General features: G+C 63.5%; 15 protein-coding genes. 14 read left to right on the forward strand and 1 reads right to left on the reverse strand.

What is annotated here, in order from left to right:
* Positions 1-99: 99 nt before the first annotated feature.
* From MB84_RS06675 to MB84_RS06685, 3 genes are read left to right on the forward strand one after another with little or no spacing between them, the layout of a single operon-like run.
* Entirely contained in the window at positions 100-1,074 is a 975-nt protein-coding gene (locus tag MB84_RS06675; protein ID WP_245725496.1) for an ABC transporter substrate-binding protein, read from the forward strand.
* A gap of 1 nt (position 1,075) precedes the next feature.
* Positions 1,076-1,978: an ABC transporter ATP-binding protein gene (locus tag MB84_RS06680; RefSeq protein WP_052653020.1), complete on the forward strand. Its 903-nt coding sequence runs from the start codon at positions 1,076-1,078 to the stop codon at positions 1,976-1,978.
* The gene (locus MB84_RS06685) at positions 1,975-2,907 is read left to right on the forward strand and encodes an ABC transporter permease (RefSeq protein WP_084009638.1); all 933 of its coding nucleotides are present in this window, start codon (positions 1,975-1,977) and stop codon (positions 2,905-2,907) included. Before MB84_RS06680 ends, MB84_RS06685 begins: the two co-directional genes overlap by 4 nt.
* A 174-nt stretch (positions 2,908-3,081) precedes the next feature.
* Here MB84_RS06685 and MB84_RS06690 read toward each other — a convergent pair whose 3' ends face one another.
* Positions 3,082-3,666 (reverse strand): DUF4865 family protein, encoded by a 585-nt coding sequence (locus tag MB84_RS06690; RefSeq protein ID WP_046291204.1) that lies wholly within the window; start codon positions 3,664-3,666, stop codon positions 3,082-3,084.
* A gap of 107 nt (positions 3,667-3,773) precedes the next feature.
* On the opposite strand from MB84_RS06690, the gene MB84_RS06695 reads away from it, so the two are divergent.
* From MB84_RS06695 to MB84_RS06745, 11 genes are all read left to right on the forward strand, one after another.
* Complete coding sequence (locus MB84_RS06695) at positions 3,774-4,628, forward strand: LysR family transcriptional regulator (protein ID WP_046291205.1); 855 nt, start codon at positions 3,774-3,776, stop codon at positions 4,626-4,628.
* 492 nt (positions 4,629-5,120) lie between these two features.
* A complete protein-coding gene (locus MB84_RS06700; protein WP_157122649.1) occupies positions 5,121-8,696 on the forward strand; it encodes an autotransporter outer membrane beta-barrel domain-containing protein in 3,576 nt (1,191 codons plus the stop codon).
* 198 nt (positions 8,697-8,894) lie between these two features.
* Positions 8,895-9,785 (forward strand): taurine ABC transporter substrate-binding protein, encoded by an 891-nt coding sequence (locus tag MB84_RS06705; protein WP_245725497.1) that lies wholly within the window; start codon positions 8,895-8,897, stop codon positions 9,783-9,785.
* Between the two features lie 162 nt (positions 9,786-9,947).
* Complete coding sequence (locus MB84_RS06710) at positions 9,948-10,721, forward strand: ABC transporter permease (RefSeq protein WP_046291207.1); 774 nt, start codon at positions 9,948-9,950, stop codon at positions 10,719-10,721.
* A gap of 32 nt (positions 10,722-10,753) precedes the next feature.
* Positions 10,754-11,536, forward strand: coding sequence for an ABC transporter ATP-binding protein (locus tag MB84_RS06715; RefSeq protein ID WP_425415901.1), 783 nt, complete (start codon positions 10,754-10,756; stop codon positions 11,534-11,536).
* Positions 11,533-13,011, forward strand: a complete 1,479-nt coding sequence (locus MB84_RS06720) for a PLP-dependent aminotransferase family protein (RefSeq protein WP_046291209.1) — start codon at positions 11,533-11,535, stop codon at positions 13,009-13,011. The genes MB84_RS06715 and MB84_RS06720 overlap by 4 nt, the downstream gene beginning before the upstream one ends.
* 493 nt (positions 13,012-13,504) lie before the next feature.
* The gene (locus MB84_RS06725; RefSeq protein WP_046293502.1) at positions 13,505-14,308 is read left to right on the forward strand and encodes a MetQ/NlpA family ABC transporter substrate-binding protein; all 804 of its coding nucleotides are present in this window, start codon (positions 13,505-13,507) and stop codon (positions 14,306-14,308) included.
* Between the two features lie 106 nt (positions 14,309-14,414).
* Positions 14,415-15,527 (forward strand): methionine ABC transporter ATP-binding protein, encoded by a 1,113-nt coding sequence (locus tag MB84_RS06730; RefSeq protein WP_425415889.1) that lies wholly within the window; start codon positions 14,415-14,417, stop codon positions 15,525-15,527.
* Entirely contained in the window at positions 15,499-16,161 is a 663-nt protein-coding gene (locus tag MB84_RS06735; protein WP_046291211.1) for a methionine ABC transporter permease, read from the forward strand. Before MB84_RS06730 ends, MB84_RS06735 begins: the two co-directional genes overlap by 29 nt.
* Positions 16,162-16,211: 50 nt before the next feature.
* Positions 16,212-17,516 carry an SfnB family sulfur acquisition oxidoreductase gene (locus tag MB84_RS06740; RefSeq protein WP_084009639.1) on the forward strand — a complete coding sequence of 435 codons (1,305 nt, stop codon included), beginning with the start codon at positions 16,212-16,214 and terminating at the stop codon, positions 17,514-17,516.
* 18 nt (positions 17,517-17,534) lie between these two features.
* The gene (locus MB84_RS06745) at positions 17,535-18,809 is read left to right on the forward strand and encodes an SfnB family sulfur acquisition oxidoreductase (protein ID WP_046291212.1); all 1,275 of its coding nucleotides are present in this window, start codon (positions 17,535-17,537) and stop codon (positions 18,807-18,809) included.
* Positions 18,810-18,820: the final 11 nt, after the last annotated feature.

The raw sequence follows: 18,820 nt of genomic DNA on the forward strand, positions 1-18,820 counted from the left end.
TTGGGCGTTTCTCCTGCTCCTCTTAGGTCGACGTCGCTCATGCGCTTTGCTCTGGCTCCATTGCTTCGCCGTTCCACGCGTCTGACACGCGTTTTGTTGATGGGACTGTCCTGCATCCTGGCGGTGCCAGCAGCGCACGCCGAAGGACGCATCCGGATCGCCGAACAGTTCGGCATCGTATATCTGTTGCTCAATGTCGTACGCGATCAGCAACTCATCGAGCAGGAAGGCCGCAAGCTGGGCGTCGACGTCAAGGTCGACTGGGCGAGGTTGTCCGGCGGCGCGGCCATCAACGACGCCTTGCTTTCCGGCGCGATCGACGTTGCCGGTGCGGGGGTGGGGCCGTTGATTACCGTGTGGGATCGGACCTATGGACGTCAGAACGTGCGTGGCGTGGCGTCGCTGGGCAGCTTGCCGTATTACCTGGTGAGCAACGATCCGAAGATCCGGACCATCGCCGACTTTACGGAGAAGGACCGCATCGCACTGCCTGCCGTAGGCGTGTCCGTGCAATCCCGCGTGCTTCAGTACGCGTCGGCCAAACTGTGGGGCGACAGCGCCTTCGACCGACTCGACAAATGGACACAGACCATGTCGCACCCCGATGCGGCAGCGGCGATCATTGCCGGTGGCACGGAGATTACGGGGCACTTCGGCACGCCGCCGTTCCAGGAACAGGAACTGGCTGCCAATCCGCGCGCACATATCGTGCTCGATTCCTACGAAGTCCTCGGCGGCCCCAGTTCAGCCACCGTACTCTACGCCACGGAGAAGTTTCGCAACGATAACCCGAAGACGTACCGGGCCTTCGTGCTCGCGCTTGCCCGAGCGGCGGACTTCGTCAAGCGGCAGCCGGAAGCCGCAGCCGATACCTATTTGCGCGTGAATCAGTCGAAAACCGACAAGAAGCTGTTGGTGAGCGTCATCACTGATCCGAAGGTCAATTTCTCGATTACGCCGCAGAACACGCTCGGACTCGCGCAGTTCATGCAGCGCGTGGGGGCCGTGCGTCATAAGCCCACGTCCTGGAAGGACTATTTCTTCGACGAGCCCGCATTGGGGCAAGGGAGTTGAGATGGGGGCGACCAGCGCGCTGCAACCCCTGCGGCCAGCGGACGGCGACACGGGCCTTGCGTCGTTCCCGGCACCCGGAGACGCCAACGTTGCCCCGATCCCCGACGACATCCCTGGCGAGCGTGTTCTTGAAGTGCGCGCGCTCGATATCGAGTTTCGTACGCGTGGCCGCCACGTCGCGGGTGTGAACGACATATCGTTCGATGTCTATGACGCCGACCGCCTCGTGCTTCTCGGGCCGTCGGGCTGTGGCAAATCGACGTTGCTCAAGGCCATCGGCGGTTTCGTCAGGCCGACGCGCGGTGAGATCGTGCTGGACGGGCGATCCGTCGCCAAGCCGGGCATCGACCGGATGGTGGTCTTTCAGGAGTTCGACCAACTCGCGCCGTGGAAGACGGTGGCGCAGAACGTGATGTTTCCGTTGCGCGTCGGCAAAGGGCTTTCGCGTCGCGAAGCGCGCGAGCTTGCCCTCGATACTTTGGACAAAGTCGGACTCTCCCGATTTGCCGACGCATTTCCGCACACGCTCTCAGGCGGGATGAAGCAGCGCGTCGCGATTGCTCGCGCATTGGCGGTGCGACCACGCGTGTTGCTCATGGACGAACCTTTCGCCGCCCTCGACGCGCTAACCCGTACACGCATGCAGGAAGAGCTACTGCGCTTGTGGGAAGACACGCGTGTCACGCTCCTGTTCGTGACGCATTCGATAGAAGAAGCGCTTGTCGTCGGCACCCGGATCGTGCTGCTCGACGGTCAGCCGGGCCGTCTGCGTGCCGAACTCGACGCCGGAACGTTCGGGCTCGACGAGGTGGCATCTCCCGACTTCCGGCGTGCGAGTGCACGTATTCACGATCTGCTCTTCGGCGAACAATCGCCGTCACGAAGCACGGGAGAGACGGCATGAGCTCGCTTTTGCCCAAGACAGTCGCAATTCGCGCGCCGCGCCGTCCCGAACGCATTTTCCCGAGGAGGCCACGTGCGTCCGACGAAGAGCGCGCACGCGCGGCGGAGTCGCCGATTGACGGCAACGACGCAGGGGACAGGCAGGTGCGTTGGCGGGCGGTGAGTACGAGCGTCTGGCGAAAGCTGATCATCGGTGTCGTGTTGCTCGTGTTGTGGGAAATCGCGGCCCGATGGGTCGACAACGATCTCCTGCTGCCGGGCGCCAGTGCCACCGCGCGGGCGTGGTGGGAGAGTGCGGCAAGCGGGGAGCTGTTCGCACGCACAGGCACGTCGCTCTGGATGTTGCTGCGAGGTTACGGCCTCGGTGTGCTATGCGCATTCGCCCTGACGTCGCTGGCCATGTCGAGCGCGGTCGGGCGGGATCTGCTCTCGTTGCTGACGGGCATGTTCAACCCGCTGCCCTCGATTGCATTGCTGCCGCTGGCGCTGCTTTGGTTCGGGCTCGGCACGGGCAGCCTGCTGTTCGTGCTGGTGCATGCCGTGCTGTGGCCCCTGTCGTTGAGCATCTATACGGGGTTCGAATCGGTTTCGCCGACACTGCGCATGATCGGACGAAACTACGGACTGTCGGGATTGCGGCAGGTCGCCTGGATTCTGACGCCCGCTGCGCTGCCGTCGGTACTCTCCGGGCTGCGTGTGGGCTGGGCCTTTGCATGGCGTACGCTGATCGCCGCCGAACTCGTTTTCGGGGCGAACACGGGCGCAGGCGGACTGGGCTGGTACATCTATCAGAACCGCAACGAGCTATACACCGACCGCGTATTCGCCGGTCTGCTGACGGTCATCCTGATCGGCCTGCTCGTGGAGCACCTCGTCTTCGATACGCTCGCCCGCTGGACGGTGCGGCGCTGGGGGATGCAAAGCGCGTGAGGGCGAGGCAGACGCTATTCGTCCGGGGAACCGGGTCAATTTGGCCATGCCGGGGTCGTCAGCCAAACAGAGGCCAATGGCGAACGAGCACTGCCAGACCCAATGCCAACGTGGAAACCATTGCGCAGACGAGCGTCAGCCCCAGCAGATGCGCCATCGCGTATCGAAGCGGGTTCATGACGACCGTCCCTCCGCAAGCGTGTGTAGCAGGGGACTGGACAAGTGCACCGCTTCGTACGCGATCGCATCGTCGCTGGGTCGTGCGTCGAGGGACTCGGCCAGCACATATCGCGAGACGCGCCAGTTCAGTGTGTCCAACGCCGTCACAGACGCGACTAGCCCCGGCCGGACCGCCGTCGTCGCATGGCGCGCCACTTCACGAAGGAAGGCCTGACCCAGATCGGCGTCCCGCATGATGTCCACCGCCTCCTCGAAGACAAACCGTGTCTGCTGCGCGTGGCCTCTGCGCGCATCGAGGACCACGCGGGTCTCGATGGCGGCCCGGCCAAAGCTGGCGGTCACGTTGCGGTAGCGATCGGCCAGCAGGAAGTCGGCGAAAGCTTGATCCGACCGCCATAGATAGAGCGACGAATAGCTGTTCTCCGTCGCGCCGTACTTGCCCGCTTCGCGCAGCAGGAAGCCCTTGAAATACAAGTCGGGCGCAGCGTCCCACAAGGCGCCGCGCGTCTTGCCGCGCGCGCGGATGGCGTTCAGGTCATAGTCGGCAGGCAGGCGGTGCAGATAGTGGGCGGTCAGCATGAGGAACCCGAAAAAGGGAAGTAGAGTGCTCACCATAGCGAAAAGCGATTCATTGAAAAATAGAATGATTTATATTTCAGTGATCGCGTTTCGAAATGACTGATCCGATGAAATCCCTCGACATCGAAGCCGTGCAAGCCTTCGTCCTGACGGCGGATTTGCAAAGCTTCACCCGTGCGGCCGAAGTGCTCGACACGACCCAATCGGCCGTCAGCGTGAAGATCAAGCGTCTGGAAGAGGCGCTGGGACGCAAGTTACTGGAGCGCACGCCAAGACGTGTCCGGCTGTCTTCGGACGGCAGTGTGTTCCTTGACGGCGCGCGCATGCTGGTCGCCGCGCATCAGGGGGCGATGGAGGTATTCGCGCCCAAACAGCGACGGATGCTGTTGGGCATTAGCCACCACATCGTGGGTGCCGAGCTGCCGCAACTATTGCGGCACGTTGGCCGGGCCGACGCGGGCCTGACGCTCGACATCCGTGTGGCCGCATCGCGCGAATTGCTGGCCGCGTTCGACGATGGCGACATCGACGTCGCGATTGTCCTGCGCCACGACAGCCGTCGTCTGGACGGCAAAGTGATCTTGCAGGAGCGCTTTGGCTGGTTCGGGGCACCGGATTTCGAGCACCGGGCCGGTGAGCCGATCCGTATCGCGACGCAGCCGCAGCCGTGCAGCGTTCGCGCGATGGCGCTCAGGTCGCTCGATGCGTCGGGTATTGCCTGGACGGAGGCATTCGTCGGCGGTGGCGTGAACACCATCGGCGCGGCGGTGTCGGCCGGTCTGGGTGTCGCAGCGCTGGGCCGACGGGTAGCGCCGCGTGGCACGGTGGACATGGCGGCGCGTCTGGGACTGCCTGCGTTGCCCGACCGAGACGTTGTGTTGTACACACATCTGAGAGACCAACAATCGAGAGCCGCCATTCAATCGCTGACGACGGCGCTCCGATCCACCGTCGGTCGTTAGTCACGCTCACACCAGCCACTACCGGCAAAGTGCATTTCGATTTCTCCGTCGCAGCGATGGCCTTGTCAGGATCAATTAGGACTCCCCGCGCGATGCGCTAACGTTCTCGCGCGGGGAATTCCCGGACATAGCGGGGCGGGCACCGCCTTGCCGTCGGGCGAATCCGGGTAGCGAATTAACTTTCGTTGTATTACATTCGGTTTCCGATGCATCGGGTGGATACGTTGCATCGCCCCAGCGCTCAATCAATTCAAATCGAACGGCATCTCAGAGCACTGGTGTTCAATAACTGCCGTCCTGCGGGGGGAACGGCCGAATCTTCTCGGTCGCCGGTCGCCATGCACGGCCCAATACGAGAGGATATTTGTGGTCTCACGCAAACTCAGGCGAGCTTCGCGCCGTGCCCAAAAGGCGCAGTTCCCATCGACCATAGCGTCGGCAACGCCTGGCATGCACGACGTGTCTGCGTCGTTGGCCAGACGTCCTTTGGGTATGCGAATGGTTCGGACGGCTGGCAGTGCGGCGGTCGCATTGGCGCTCGCCGGGACCACGCCCGCGCTATGGGCTGCCGGGGCATGCAGCACCGGTGACATTCGCGGCTGCGGCGCACCGGGAGGCGATGGCGCCTCGGTGCGAGGCGGGGCAGGCGGCGTGGGCAATGGCCAGGGCGGCGGTTCGAGCACGCTGGATGCCAACGGCGTGACGGTGTTGGTTCCCGGCGCCTGGGGACTACAGGGGACAGGCGGTACTGGCGCGTCCGGCGATGGTGGTCCGGCGTCGCCGGGGTCCCCGGCAACTGTCATCTTCTCCGACGGCATATCGATCAATCTCCCGACGAGCGGGCTCGACGGCAGCACCGGCCCCGACGGCACCAACTTCGCCACCGGCGGCAACGGCGGAAACACCGGTCTCTACTATGCTGGCCGCGACATCTACGTGACGGCGACGATCATCGGCGGTGCAGGTGGCCAGGGGGGCAACGCCGTCGGTGGCGTAGGCAATGGCGGCGGTGGTGGTGGCGGCGGGGCGGGGATGATGGCTTTCGCGGGATCGGCGTCGATCAACAATTCGGGGACGATTACCGGAGGGGCTGGCGGTGTCGGCGGTTCCGGGGCCTTTAGCGGTGGCGGGGGCGGTGGCGGCGACGGGTTGCTCGTACTCGGCGGACGCGACAGCATCACAAACATCGGTACGATCACGGGCGGTGTCGGAGGCAGCGCCGGTACCGCGACTGTCACTGCCGGCACGGGGGGCAGTGGCGGCATCGGCGTCAATCTCGCGGGTACAGGCAACACGCTCGCCAACCTGGGAACCATCTCGGGCGGCGCCGGTTTGACCGGCGGTGTCGGCGTACGTACGCGCGGGAACGACGCCATCGTCAATAATGGCGTCATCATGGGCGGGATGAATAACGGTGGCACGACGCGCGCCGCGGCCATCGAGTTCGGTGGCCTGAACAACGCGCTGACACTGCTATCCGGCTCGCTGATGCTCGGCGATCTGCTATTCGACGCAGGCGCGAGTGCCACCATCGGCGCTCTCAATTCCGGGCTGACGCTGAACAATGCCATCGTTCTGAGTGACGACACGTCGAACGTGATTTTCTCGACCGCAACATCCGGTTTGACGGTATCCGGCGTTGTGTCGGGCGCAGGCAAACTGACGCTCGGTGGCATCAACTCGAATGCCCTGACGGTGACGTCGGTCAATACGTACACCGGCGCGACGACGATCGACAGCGGCACGTTAGCCCTGTCAGGCAACGCAAGCATTGCGGCATCTTCAGGGGTGACGGTGACCGGTGTGGGCGGCGTGGGCGGCGTGTTCGATATTTCGGGCGTGACGGCTGGCACATCGATCAAAGCGCTTTCCGGCGGCGGCGCCGTGCGACTCGGCGGCCAGACGCTCTCGCTCACCAACGCGGCCTCGGCATTCGATGGCGTCATCGACGGCACCGGTGGCGTACACCTGGTCGGCGGCACGCAGACGCTCACCGGCGTGAATACCTACTCCGGCGCGACGACCATCGATAACGGCGCGGTGTTGACCCTGACCGGCAGCGGAAGTGTTGCGTCGTCGAGCGGGGTGGCGAATAACGGCACCCTCGACATTTCCGCAACAACGAATGGCGCCTCACTCACGGCCCTCACAGGACTCGGGACGGTCTCGCTCGGGGGGCGCACGCTGACGCTGACGCAGGCGACGGGCGTCTTCTCGGGCACGATCGCCGGTACCGGGGGCCTGACGCTGAACGGCGGCACGCAGACGCTCGCGGGTGCGAACACCTACACCGGTGCGACGACAATCAATGGGGGCACGCTCACGCTTATCGCTGGCGGACGGTTGTCGTCGGCGACCACAGTGACGCTGGTCGGCAGTGGCGCTACGTTCGATGCCTCCGCCGCAGGCGCGCTCACCGTCTCGGGCTTGTCAGGTGATGCGGGCACGCGCTTCGCCGTTGGCACGAGCACGCTGACGGTCGATGCTGCGAGCGACGCCACCTATGCCGGTGACCTCACGGGCAGTGGGAGTTTCGTCAAACAAGGCACCGGCATGCTGGTGCTCGATGGGACAAGTATCGCTTTTACCGGCACGACCACGGTTGCGGGGGGCACGCTCGAGATCGGCGACGCCGCGCACGAGCGCGCGGTGCAGGGCGGCGACGTCTCGGTCGGTTCGCAGGGCACATTGCGCGGGCACGGCACGATCCTCGGCAGTGTGACCAATGGCGGCATCGTGGCGCCGGGCGGGTCCATCGGTACGTTGAGCGTCGCCGGAAACTACACGCAAGCGTCGAACGCTACGCTGGCGATCGAGGTCAGCCCAACGGCGGCGTCGTTGCTCAAGGTGTCGGGCAGCGCGACATTGAACGGCGTGCTGGCGATTACCTATGACCCGGGCACCTATCGGTCGACGCGGTACACCGTGCTGAGCGCGGCTAACGGTGTAAGCGGGCGATTTTCCTCGGTAACCGAAGCGGTGTCGGCCGGTGCCGATCTTGGCAATCTGCGCTCCGCCGTGAGCTACGGCGCAAACGACGTGACGCTCGCGCTCAACGATCCGGCATCTGGCGAGCCGGGCGCTTCCGATCCGTCGGGGGCCGTGGTCGTTGCGCCGAAGAACACGAGCGTTTTCACTGCCCTGGGCACGGCAGCGGTGATGAACGCCCAGTCAACGACGGCAGCGGTACTCGACCAGGCCACGAGGCGGTCCGTCGGGACGGGGCTGTCGACTGGCGATGTAGCCGCTGACGGCCCCACGGTCTGGGCGAGCGCCACAGGACTTCACGGGCGTTTGTCGGGTACAGACGGTCAGCCTGGGTTTCAGGAAAACCGCTACGGCTTCCTCGCAGGCGCGCACAAGCGCATGGGGGACAACACCGTCGGGTTGGCAGGCGGTTATTCCCACGCCGATCTCTCCGAGGCTGGCACGGCGAACTCAGGCACGATCGACACCCTGCGGCTGGCCGCCTATGCAAGTCGCGAGATCGGTCCGGTCGATGTTGCGGCATCGGTAGGTTACGGCCTGGATTTCATGTCACAGAAGCGTCCGTTCGCGGGCATCGGCACGGCGCAAGGCGATCATATCGGACAGGAGTTCACGGCAGCAGCACAGGCGAGCGCGCCGTTGTCGGTCGCCGGGGTGGCGGTCACGCCGCGTATCGGCTTGCGCTACGCCTACTTCCACGCCAACGGCTTCGACGAAAGCGGGGCGGGCGGGCAGAATCTGCGTGTTGGGACAGACAATGCGCGCAGCCTTCAGCCGTTCGTGGGCGTAACGTTCGACAAGGCGTTCGGCGAGGCGTGGCGACCGATGCATGTGCAGTTTCGCGCAGCCTATGCCCACGAATTGCTCGATGCCGGACGGGCCATCACCGTGGCCTCGCAGGACGGCACGATTTTCGTGGCCCCCGGCACGCGCCTGGCGCGCGGCTATCTGACGCTTGGCGCGAGCTTTGGCGTGACGCTCGCGAAGCATCTGGACGTCTCGCTCGCCTACGATGCGCTCGTCAACACCGCCCGCGCATCGGCGCAGGCGGGCAGCCTGAAGGTGAGCTACCGGTTCTGATCTAAATCGGCGTGGTTCTGAGTGGTTCGGCGTGGTTCGGCGCGGTGTCGCGCGTCAGGAAGCGGGCCTCGCCGATAAAGTGCATTTCGATATCTCCGTCGCAGCGATGGGCATATCAGGATTGGTTGGTTGGGATTCCCCGCGCGATGCACTAACGTCATCGCACGCTGTATTTTCAGCAACACGGGGAATCCGAAAATGAAAACGAGCATTTTGAAGCGCTGGCTGGTCGTCGCCTTGTCGGCGATTGCCACGCTGGGCACGGGCGCTGCACATTCGCAGGAATTGCCTGCTGAAGTTCGTCTCGCATGGGCCGGTGCGCCCCGAGTCTGGGTGCTTGCGCGCGCCGACAAATCGTTCGACAAGGCATTTGGCGTGCCCGTGCGCTGGGTGCAATTCGCCAGCGGCGCCGACGTCATCTCGCTGTTCGCCGCGAACGCCATCGATATCGCACGCTTCGGTTCCAGCCCGGCGGTGGCCGGCATCACGCAGCGCCTGCCCATCGAGGTCATCGGCATTCCGGAAGTGATCGCCACGAGCGAGCGGCTCACGGTGCGCCAGAACATTGCGAGCCTGAAGGACATCGAAGGCAAGACGATTGCCTATCCGCCGAACTCGACGGCGCAGTATGCGCTGGAAGCGGCCATCAAGGTCTACAAGCTCGATCGCTCGAAGATCAAACTCGTACCGCTCAGTCCGAATGAGATCGTCGCTGCGTGGAAACGTGGGGACATCGACGGCGCCTACGCATGGGACCCGGCCAGCCAGCAACTGACGGCCAACGGCGGACATGAAATCTTCTTCACGAAAGATCTGCAAAAAGACGGCTACCTGATCTACAACAACTTCGTCGTGCGCAAGGCGTTTGCCGAAAAGTATCCGCAGATCGTGACCGCGTTCCTTAAGACCTATCAGCAGAAGGTCGACGAGTATCAGAAAGATCCGGAAGCCGCTGCGCAAATCATCTCGAAGAACATCGAGCAGCCGATCGAGTCCGTGCGCCGTACGCTCGCGGGGCTGACCTACCCCTCGGTCAAGGAGCAGGTGTCCGCCGCTTATCTCGGTAATGGCGCGTCGACGCGCGGCTAGGGGATCGATCGGGCGATGGTCGATACGGCCAAATTCCTTGCCGGTGCCGGCCAGTTGCGCGCGGACACGATTCCCGCCACGTACTCGAACAATATCGATTCGAGCTTCCTCGCGCGTGCGTCTGCCCAGTAGCGCGCACCGATACGCTTCACCGACTTTCGTATGAAATACGCTTATCGTTTGGCGATCGGTGCCACGGCGGTGCTAAGTGTGCTGGTCTTCTGGCAACTCGGCGCCGTCGTCGGCTGGACAGATCCCGTTTTCCTGCCGTCTCCCGTTGAACTGGTGCGCACCACACTCGACCTCGCCAGTCACGGTTATCAGCAAATATCCCTGTGGCATCACATCGGCGTGAGTCTGCTGCGGGCACTCTCGGCGTTCGCTGCGTCGATTGTCATCGGGGTACCGCTCGGGCTGCTCATGGGGCTCACCCCCGCGCTGAGCGCAGCGCTCGACCCGTTCGTCCAGTTCCTGCGCCCTTTGCCGAAGATCGCCCTGATTCCGCTCACGGTGGTGTGGTTCGGCATTGGCGAATCGTCGAAGTTCTTCCTGATCTTCATTTCGTGCTTTCTTAGTGTGGTGGTGGGCGCCGCCGCGGCAGTGGGCAGCGTGAGCCGCGCCCGGATGCTCGCCGGGCAGACGCTGGGGGCCAGTCGCTATCAGATATTCCGGCATGTGGTTCTGCCCAACGCGTTGCCCGAGATATTCACGTCCGTCCGATTGTCGATCGGTATCGGCTGGACATCGCTCATTGCCGCCGAACTCGTCGCGGCCTCCTCCGGACTGGGGTGGATGGTGATGAACTCCGGCACCTATCTGCGAACGGATGTCGTCATGGTCGGCATTCTGCTGCTCGGCGTGATCGGGTATCTGCTCGATTACGCCATCGTGATCGCGCAGCGCGTGACGGTGCCGTGGGCGGGGAGGGAAGCATGAATCGCACTCATGAGGTTACGCCGCGCGTTCACCTGAGCCACGTCAGCCGCACGTTTTCACCGGCGTCTCGCGGCCAGCCGCCGTTTCAGGCGCTGGGAGACGTTTCGCTGGAACTGTGGCCCGGGGAGTTCGTGTGCCTGCTGGGACCGTCAGGTTGCGGGAAGTCCACCATCCTCAATCTGATCGCCGGTTTCGACCGGCCCGATGCCGGGGTGGTGAGCATCGATGCAAAGCCTGTGATGCAACCCGGGCCGGACCGGGGCTTCGTTTTTCAGCAGCCCACGCTATTTCCCTGGCTGAACGTGCTGGATAACGTCACCTTCGGTCCGCGCATGGCCGGTGTGCCGAAGGCGCAGTATCTCGACGACGCATACCGCTATCTTGCCCTCGTCGGGCTCAAGGGCTTCGAGCACCACGCCACGTGGCAGTTATCGGGCGGAATGCGCCAACGGGCGGCCCTTGCCCGGGCGTGGTTGCCGAATCCCGGCATTCTCCTGATGGACGAGCCGTTCGGCGCGCTCGACGCGCAAACGCGTCTGACGATGCAGGAACTGCTGACGTCGGTATGGGCCGCGACCGGGACCACGATTCTCTTTGTGACGCACGACGTCGACGAAGCGTTGCTGCTTGCCGACCGCGTGCTCATCATGTCCGCTCGTCCGGGCCGCATTCGCGAGCACTTGCATGTGCCGTTCGAACGCCCGCGCGATATCGAGGATCTCGCCGACGACCCGGAGTTCGGACGCTTGCGCCGACACGTATTGCACATCATCCGGGACGAGGCGCATCGCCATGCCGGTCAGGAGTTGTCATGAGTCTTTTTCGCTTCGATTGGTATGGCCAACTGCGCGCCAGCGCGCCCGAATTGCTCGACAACGCGGCCAGACTCTCCTCGACACTGGGTATTCCAGACGAGTTGCGAGGCCGCTTCGGCATTTCCGGGAGTAATTCCAGCGCACCGGGCGTGCTACGTGCAGCGGTGCGCGAGGCGATCGTCGAGAGCTCGGCAGACTACTTCCCGCTCAACCGTATCGGCGACGAGATTCGGCGCGTCGTGAAGTCGGTCTACGGCGACGACTTCGATGCTGCCCCGATCAACAGCGCCGAAGCGGGCCTGGCGGTCGTGCATGACGCGCTCATCGCGCCTTCGCTGATCGGGCGTGGCGATCCGCCGCGCGCCCGCACAATCGTGCCGTATGAGCGGCACATCGAGCACCACGGCAGCTACGGTCGCCCGGTGCCCGGCATCTACAAGGACATTTTTGCCGACCGGGGCGCCACGGCCGGCGAGTTGGGGCTGTCAGGGCGTCGGGCGGAGAACGTCGATACCGTCTTCGTGAAACTGCCCGGTGCGCGCTACGACGTGCATGGCATCAAGTCTTACGTGTGTCCTCTGCTCGTTCACGTCAATCCCGAGGCCTCGTTGCATGCCCTTGAGCACGCGGCAACGGTTCACGCGGCGGACCTCGCCGGGTTTGCAACCCTCGGCTACGACACGCCGGGCTGCGGCTATGGCGCCAAGGACGAGCATGGCGTGTCGCGTCTGCATCGCGCCTTTGGCGCGCTCGCCGCGCGCTTCGGCGTTCCCTATATTGCCGACAACGCATGGGGTACGCCGTTTCTGGGCACCGACCCGCGCCGGATCGGCGCGCACGTGATGATTTACAGCACGGACAAGGTCATGGGGGGACCGACCGGCGGACTGATCATCGGCAAGGAAGACGTGATGATCAACGTGCGCCGCGCGCTCGGGTTGCATTCGGAGCGCTTCGGCAGCGTTTCGTCGCACGGCAAGGGATCGCATATCGCGTTCGATCCGGGCAAGGAGGCGCTCGTTGGCACGCTGGCTGCCCTGCGCCTGTTGCGCGACGATCCCGAGCCCATCGTGGCCGCAGTGGATGCGACGTGGGAAATCGTGCTCGACGAATTTGCGCGCGCGAAGGGCCGCCTTAAACCCGGCATCTTGCTCACACGCTCGCAAAACGCGGGCGGGGTCGAGATCAATTATCAGGACACATGGCGCAACGGCGAGTTCGGCATTCCGATCTTCTCTCACGAGGATCGTATTGCGCAGACGAACCTTTTCAATAACGCGCTTGTGAGAGCCGGGGTCACGCCGAATATCGCAGACGACGCCAATATCTTCATCACGCCGGGCGCAGGCACGCTGGACGAGACCGGCAAGGTGCGGGAAGACCGGTTGCGGCTTGCCGTTCGAGCCGTTTTCGAGACGCTCATCCTCCTGCAGCAACTGAGCGAGCGAATCGAAGCGCAAGCGCCAAAGGACTGAGGCAACCGGATGGGCGAGAGTGCGGTTCCCCCGACACACCCGCCCACTTGCTGATATTCGGTCAGCGAACCAGCAGATTGTTCGATTTGCAGCACGCCCGAGCCGTGACGCGCAGGGCGGTCGCTTTCGCAAATCCGGCCGAAATGGCTTGGGGGATTAAAAAGTACATATCAAACAACGACTTGGACTACATGCGCGGTGCGCATATGCATACCAGTTTTGCTTGGTAGGCGTCGCAGGGAAGCGAGGTTTTAATAAGGCCATAGACATAGGCGGTGAGGGGCGCGGAGCGCCCTCGCGACGTCGACGGCGAACCATAACGCGAGTGACCCTCGTATCCGGTAGTTCATCGAGATCCAGCAGGAATCGCCACCGGTACTTGCAGGATCGACGAATCCTATGTCGACGACGAGCGGCGCTACAGCCAGCCATGGTCGATGCCATCGGCGAAACGTCATTTCTTTCCACACGCAATTCGTTCCCGGAGTCACCTATGAAGTTGTCCCGATTCTTGATTGTTCCGTTTGCCGTGTTTGCGATGGTCGGCGCCCATGCTGCGGACAAGTTGCGCATCGGCGTTATGGCCGGTGCCTATGGCGACTCGATTGCCGTCGCTGCGAAAGAAGCCAAGAAGCAGGGAATCGATGTCGACGTCGTCGAGTTCACGGACTGGACCACGCCGAATATCGCAGTCGATGCCGGAGATCTGGATATCAATTATTTCCAGCACCAACCGTTCCTCGACAACGCTATCCAGAAAAACGGTTTCAAGCTTGCCAGTGCGGGCACCGGCATTCTGGCCAACGTGGGGTTGTATTCGCTCAAGCACAAATCGGTAACCGATGTGCCGCAACGCGGAACGGTGGGTATCGCTAACGATCCCGTCAATCAGGGCCGTGGCCTGTTGCTCCTGCAAAAGGTCGGACTGATCAAGCTCAAGAGCGGCGTCGGTTTTCTCGGTTCGCTAAACGACATCGTCGACAACCCCAAGAAGCTTCGTTTCGTCGAAGTTGAAGGACCGCAACTTGTGCGTATCACCGGCGATGTCGACATCGCGCAGGGCTATCCCCACTTCATTGTTTCCGCCAAGGCTTTCGATCCGTCGAGCGGACTGGCGTACTCGGGGATCGAAGACTCGCGCTTCGCCATTCAATTCGTGGTCAAGGCAAATCGCACTCAGGATCCGGTGGTGCAGAAGTTCATTCGCATCTACCAGAACTCGGATGCTGTGAAGACGGCCGTTCTCCATGCCTTCAACGACGACAAGCGTCTATACACGCTGGCGTGGGTGAAATGACGAGGCGTGCCCTAACGAAAGGAGCATCCGCATGGGCGTAAATGTCACAGCACGGCAGGCGCTGGCAGGGCAGGGGAGCGCCGCAGCGATCACAAGGGGTCGGCCCGTGTCCGGCGTCGCAGACCCTGCGCCAACCCAGGCGTCGCAGACCGCGAAGGGGACGGTAGCGTTTCGCGCGCTCACCAAGACTTACGTCTCGTCGGCCGGGGAGGTCAAAGCGCTGAATGCCATCAGCCTCGAGATCGCTCCCGGGAGCATCTTCGGGATCATCGGGCGCAGTGGCGCGGGTAAGTCGAGTCTGCTGCGCACGATCAATCGGATAGAGCGGCCCACGAGCGGGCAGGTGCTGGTCGATGGCGTCGACATCGCAACCTTGAGCGAGGCGGAACTCGTGGGGTTGCGTCGGCGCGTCGGCATGATTTTCCAGCACTTCAATCTGCTCTCGGCGAAGACGGTGTTCGAGAACATTGCGTTGCCGCTGAGAGTCGCCGGTGTGCCCAGAGCACAGATCGACGCGCGGGTGCGGGAACTGCTCGAACTCGTGGGATTGACCGACAAGGCGCAAACGTATCCGAGGCGTCTGTCCGGCGGGCAGAAGCAACGCGTGGGCATTGCCCGCGCGCTGGCGACGGGCCCCGAAATTCTGCTGTGCGACGAAGCGACATCGGCGCTCGACCCCGAAACGACGCAGGCGATTCTGCGTTTGCTGCGCGACATCAACCGACAGCTAGGCATCACGGTGATCCTCATTACGCATGAAATGAGCGTGATTCGGGAAATCGCCGATCGGGTCTTGGTGCTGGAGCAGGGCCGCATCGCAGAGTTGGGCGAGGTCTGGCAGGTATTCGGTTCGCCCCGGCACGATGCGACGCGTGCGCTGCTGGCCCCGCTGCAGCACGATTTGCCGGACGATCTGACGGCCGCGCTCACTGCCGAGCGCCCCGAACTTCCACACGCGCAAGTCGTGCAACTGGACTATCGCGGTCTCGACGGCCTGGAGCCGGATCTCGCGCGGATATCCCAAGTGCTTGGCGGCGACGTCCGACTGGTGCACGGCGGCATCGATCGCATTCAGGGACACGCACAAGGCCAGTTGCTGCTCGCCCTCAAGGGCGCGGAAGTTGCGTCCGATCGGACATCACTGACGCAAGGGCCGCAGGCCATTGCTCACGATATCAAGGTACTCGGTTATGTCGTTGACACTGTCCATCTCCGCTGATCGCTACTGGAACGCGCTCCTCGATACGCTGATGATGGTCGGCGTATCCGGGGCGATCGCTTTCGTTGCAGGGATTCCGCTTGCAGTGCTGCTGATCGTCACGGCACCCGGGGGATTTCTTGCGTGGCCACGCGTGAACCGATTGGTCGGCAGCGTCATCAACGGGTTTCGCGCCACGCCGTTCATCGTTCTGTTGGTCGCGCTGATTCCGTTTACGCGTTTCGTCGCCGGTACGACCATCGGGGTATGGGCTGCCATCGTGCCGCTGGCGATCAGCGCCACGCCGTTTTTTGCGCGCATCGTAGAAGTCAGTCTTCGCGAAGTCGATCCCGGACTGATCGAGGCGGCGCAGGCCATGGGGTGCAAGAAGTGGCACATCGTGCGTCACGTCTACCTGCCCGAAGCGCTCCCCGGCGTGATCGGCGGATTCACGATTACGCTGGTCGCCCTGATCAGTGCCTCGGCGATGGCGGGTGCTGTCGGCGCGGGCGGTCTCGGCGACCTTGCAATTCGCTATGGCTATCAACGGTTCGACACGCAGGTCATGCTGATCGTGATTGCTGCGCTGATCGTGCTCGTGACGATGGTACAGGCCATCGGTGACCGGTACGTTCACTGGCTACGCAGTCGCTGACGCGGCCCACGCCAGTCACACCATTTTCAGATTTGTAAGCGAGGCATTTCATGACGATTCCGCAGGCGAAGGGGGGGAATTTGTCCGTCGAACAGACGACTGCCACCTCGGCCGCCAGGGCAGAAGAGACCCGCATCCTGACACGCCAGCCGTTGCCGCCACGCCCCGTGCCGCGCATTGCGAGCGAGCGCGAAGCCCTGAACATTGCCAGCACGCTGGCTGAGTCGTTTCGTGAAGGTGCCGCGCAGCGCGACCGCGAACGTCGGCTTCCGTGGGACGAAATCGAGCAATACAGCGCAAGCGGCCTGTGGGCGATCACGGTCCCCAGGGCTTACGGCGGCTTGGGCGCGTCCTTTGAAACGTTGGCGCAGCTTTTCGTGACGATCTGCGCAGCGGATCCTTCACTTGGGCAGATTCCGCAGAACCACTTTGCGGTACTGCAAAACCTGAAAGATATGGGGAGCGAGTCGCAAAGGCAGCGATGGTTCGCCGATGTACTGGGCGGCCATCGTATCGGTAACGCAGGCCCGGAACGAAAAGCGAAGGCCGCCCGCGTCTCCGCCGCGACGGCCCGGGTGGCGCGCGATCCGGACGGCACGTTGCGCGTCAGTGGAACGCGGTTCTACTCGACGGGCTCGGCGTTTGCGCACTGGATTCCGTTTCGCGCGGTCGACGATCGGGCGCAGGCGGTTCAGGTCTGGGTACGGCGCGACGCACCGGGCGTCACGATTCTGGATGACTGGGACGCTTTCGGCCAGCGCACCACGGCCAGCGGTAGCGTGATTTTCGAGCAGGTCGAAGTCGGCGAGGACGATGTGGTGCCTTTGTGGCGTTTCGCAGCGGTGCCCACGTTGTCGGGCCCCGTCTCGCAATTGATACAAGCCGCCATCGATGCCGGTATCGCGCAAGGTGCACTGCGCGATGCGCTCGACTTCGTGCGAGAACGAAGCCGACCGTGGATCGATTCCGGTGTGGCCAACGCGTGCGACGACCCGTACATCATTCACGAGATCGGTCAGTTGCAGATCGAGGTGGACGCCGCGCATGCCGTGCTGCTCGAAGCGGCGCGCTATCTGGATGAACTGGCGGGTCAACCGGTCGACGAAGCGCTGAGCGCCCGCGCGTCTGTCGCGGTGGCGGAAGCCAAGATACTGACGACGGAAGCCGCACTCAACAGCAGCGAACATCTGTTCGCGCTGGCAGGATCGTCCGCCAGCCGCAGCCAATACGGTCTCGATCGTCATTGGCGCAACGCCCGCGTGCACACGCTGCACGACCCGGTGCGCTGGAAGTATCACCTGCTGGGTAACTATGTCCTGAATGGCGTGCTTCCGCAGCGCCATCAATGGAACTGAAGGTCCCTCGGAATCCGTATGACAAACGCATCGACTTTGACACACACTTTCGTCGCCGCTCAGCCACCTCGGCCACCTCAGCCCGCACCCGCACCTGCGTCACGAACGTCCGTTCCTGTGATTCGAGACGTCCGGCAGGCACTGGACGTCGCTCGCCAGTTTGCTCGTGAGATCGCCGCCGGTGCCCAGGCGCGCGACGAGGCACGAGTATTGCCATGGCGCGAGGTGGAGCAGTTCAGTCAAAGCGGCCTGTGGGGAATCACGGTGCCGCGCGAGTACGGTGGCGCAGGCGTGGACACCGGAACGCTGACGCAGGCTATCGGCCTGATCGCTGCGGCCGACGGCAATTTCGGACACATTCCGCAGAATCACTATTACGCGCTTGAGGTGTTGCGCGTAGGCGGAACTCACGAGCAAAAGACGTTCTTTTACGACCGGGTGCTGCGCGGCGAACGACTGGGCAATGCGCTCGCCGAAATCGGTCACCGGGATTTCAAACGGCGAACCCAATTGGTTCGCGAGCCGGGTGGCTGGTTCGTTGAGGGGGAGAAGTTTTATTGCACTGGCGCCGTCTACGCGCATTGGATTCCCACCCTGGCCATTGCGCAGGAACAGGAGCAGCCACGCGCCTATCTCGTCTTCGTGCCGCGAAATGCGCCCGGTGTGAGCGTGACCGACGATTGGGACGGCTTCGGTCAGCGCCTCACGGGCAGCGGCTCCGTTCAGTTCCACCGCGTGCGTGTGGAACCGGAATGGGTCGTGCCGTTCACCGCGTCGTTCGAGCGACCGACAACCATCGGCCCCTTTGCACAGATCATCCACGCCGCATTGGACGCCGGCATCGGTCACGGCGCACTACAGGCCATGCTGCCATTCATTCGCGAGCGCGCCCGACCGTGGATCGACTCGGGGGTCGATAGCGCCTCGCAGGATCCGCTGTTGCTCGAACAGGTCGGCAACGTGCATCTGCGCTTGCGTGCGGCGGATGCCCTGATCGCCCGTGCGGCCCTTACCGTCGACGCGGCACAGCGGGACTCGAACGAGGCAAGCGTGGCAGCGGCCTCGGTCGCCGTGGAACAGGCCAAGGCGCTGAGCACCAGCGCGAGCCTGTTGGCCGGAACGAAGCTCTTCGAGCTTGCGGGTACCGGCGCTACGCTCGCAGGCCAGGGCTACGACCGTTTCTGGCGCAACGCCCGCACGCATACGTTGCATGACCCGGTCCGATGGAAATACCACGCCGTGGGCAACTATGTCCTCAACGGCGTGCGACCACCGCGACACGGGGCGATCTGACGCGCAGACCC

The organism is Pandoraea oxalativorans, from assembly GCF_000972785.3.
GTDB lineage: Bacteria > Pseudomonadota > Gammaproteobacteria > Burkholderiales > Burkholderiaceae > Pandoraea > Pandoraea oxalativorans.

Excerpts from the sequence above, each read along its gene's own strand:
- MB84_RS06725 (WP_046293502.1), top strand. The coding sequence starts at position 13,505 with ATGAAGTTGTCCCGATTCTTGATTGTTCCGTTTGCCGTGTTTGCGATG.
- MB84_RS06745 (WP_046291212.1), top strand. The coding sequence starts at position 17,535 with ATGACAAACGCATCGACTTTGACACACACTTTCGTCGCCGCTCAGCCA.
- MB84_RS06705 (WP_245725497.1), top strand. The coding sequence starts at position 8,895 with ATGAAAACGAGCATTTTGAAGCGCTGGCTGGTCGTCGCCTTGTCGGCG.
- MB84_RS06675 (WP_245725496.1), top strand. The coding sequence starts at position 100 with ATGGGACTGTCCTGCATCCTGGCGGTGCCAGCAGCGCACGCCGAAGGA.
- MB84_RS06680 (WP_052653020.1), top strand. The coding sequence starts at position 1,076 with ATGGGGGCGACCAGCGCGCTGCAACCCCTGCGGCCAGCGGACGGCGAC.
- MB84_RS06695 (WP_046291205.1), top strand. The coding sequence starts at position 3,774 with ATGAAATCCCTCGACATCGAAGCCGTGCAAGCCTTCGTCCTGACGGCG.
- MB84_RS06720 (WP_046291209.1), top strand. The coding sequence starts at position 11,533 with ATGAGTCTTTTTCGCTTCGATTGGTATGGCCAACTGCGCGCCAGCGCG.
- MB84_RS06740 (WP_084009639.1), top strand. The coding sequence starts at position 16,212 with ATGACGATTCCGCAGGCGAAGGGGGGGAATTTGTCCGTCGAACAGACG.
- MB84_RS06685 (WP_084009638.1), top strand. The coding sequence starts at position 1,975 with ATGAGCTCGCTTTTGCCCAAGACAGTCGCAATTCGCGCGCCGCGCCGT.
- MB84_RS06700 (WP_157122649.1), top strand. The coding sequence starts at position 5,121 with ATGCGAATGGTTCGGACGGCTGGCAGTGCGGCGGTCGCATTGGCGCTC.
- MB84_RS06690 (WP_046291204.1), bottom strand. The coding sequence starts at position 3,666 with ATGCTGACCGCCCACTATCTGCACCGCCTGCCTGCCGACTATGACCTG.
- MB84_RS06710 (WP_046291207.1), top strand. The coding sequence starts at position 9,948 with ATGAAATACGCTTATCGTTTGGCGATCGGTGCCACGGCGGTGCTAAGT.
- MB84_RS06735 (WP_046291211.1), top strand. The coding sequence starts at position 15,499 with ATGTCGTTGACACTGTCCATCTCCGCTGATCGCTACTGGAACGCGCTC.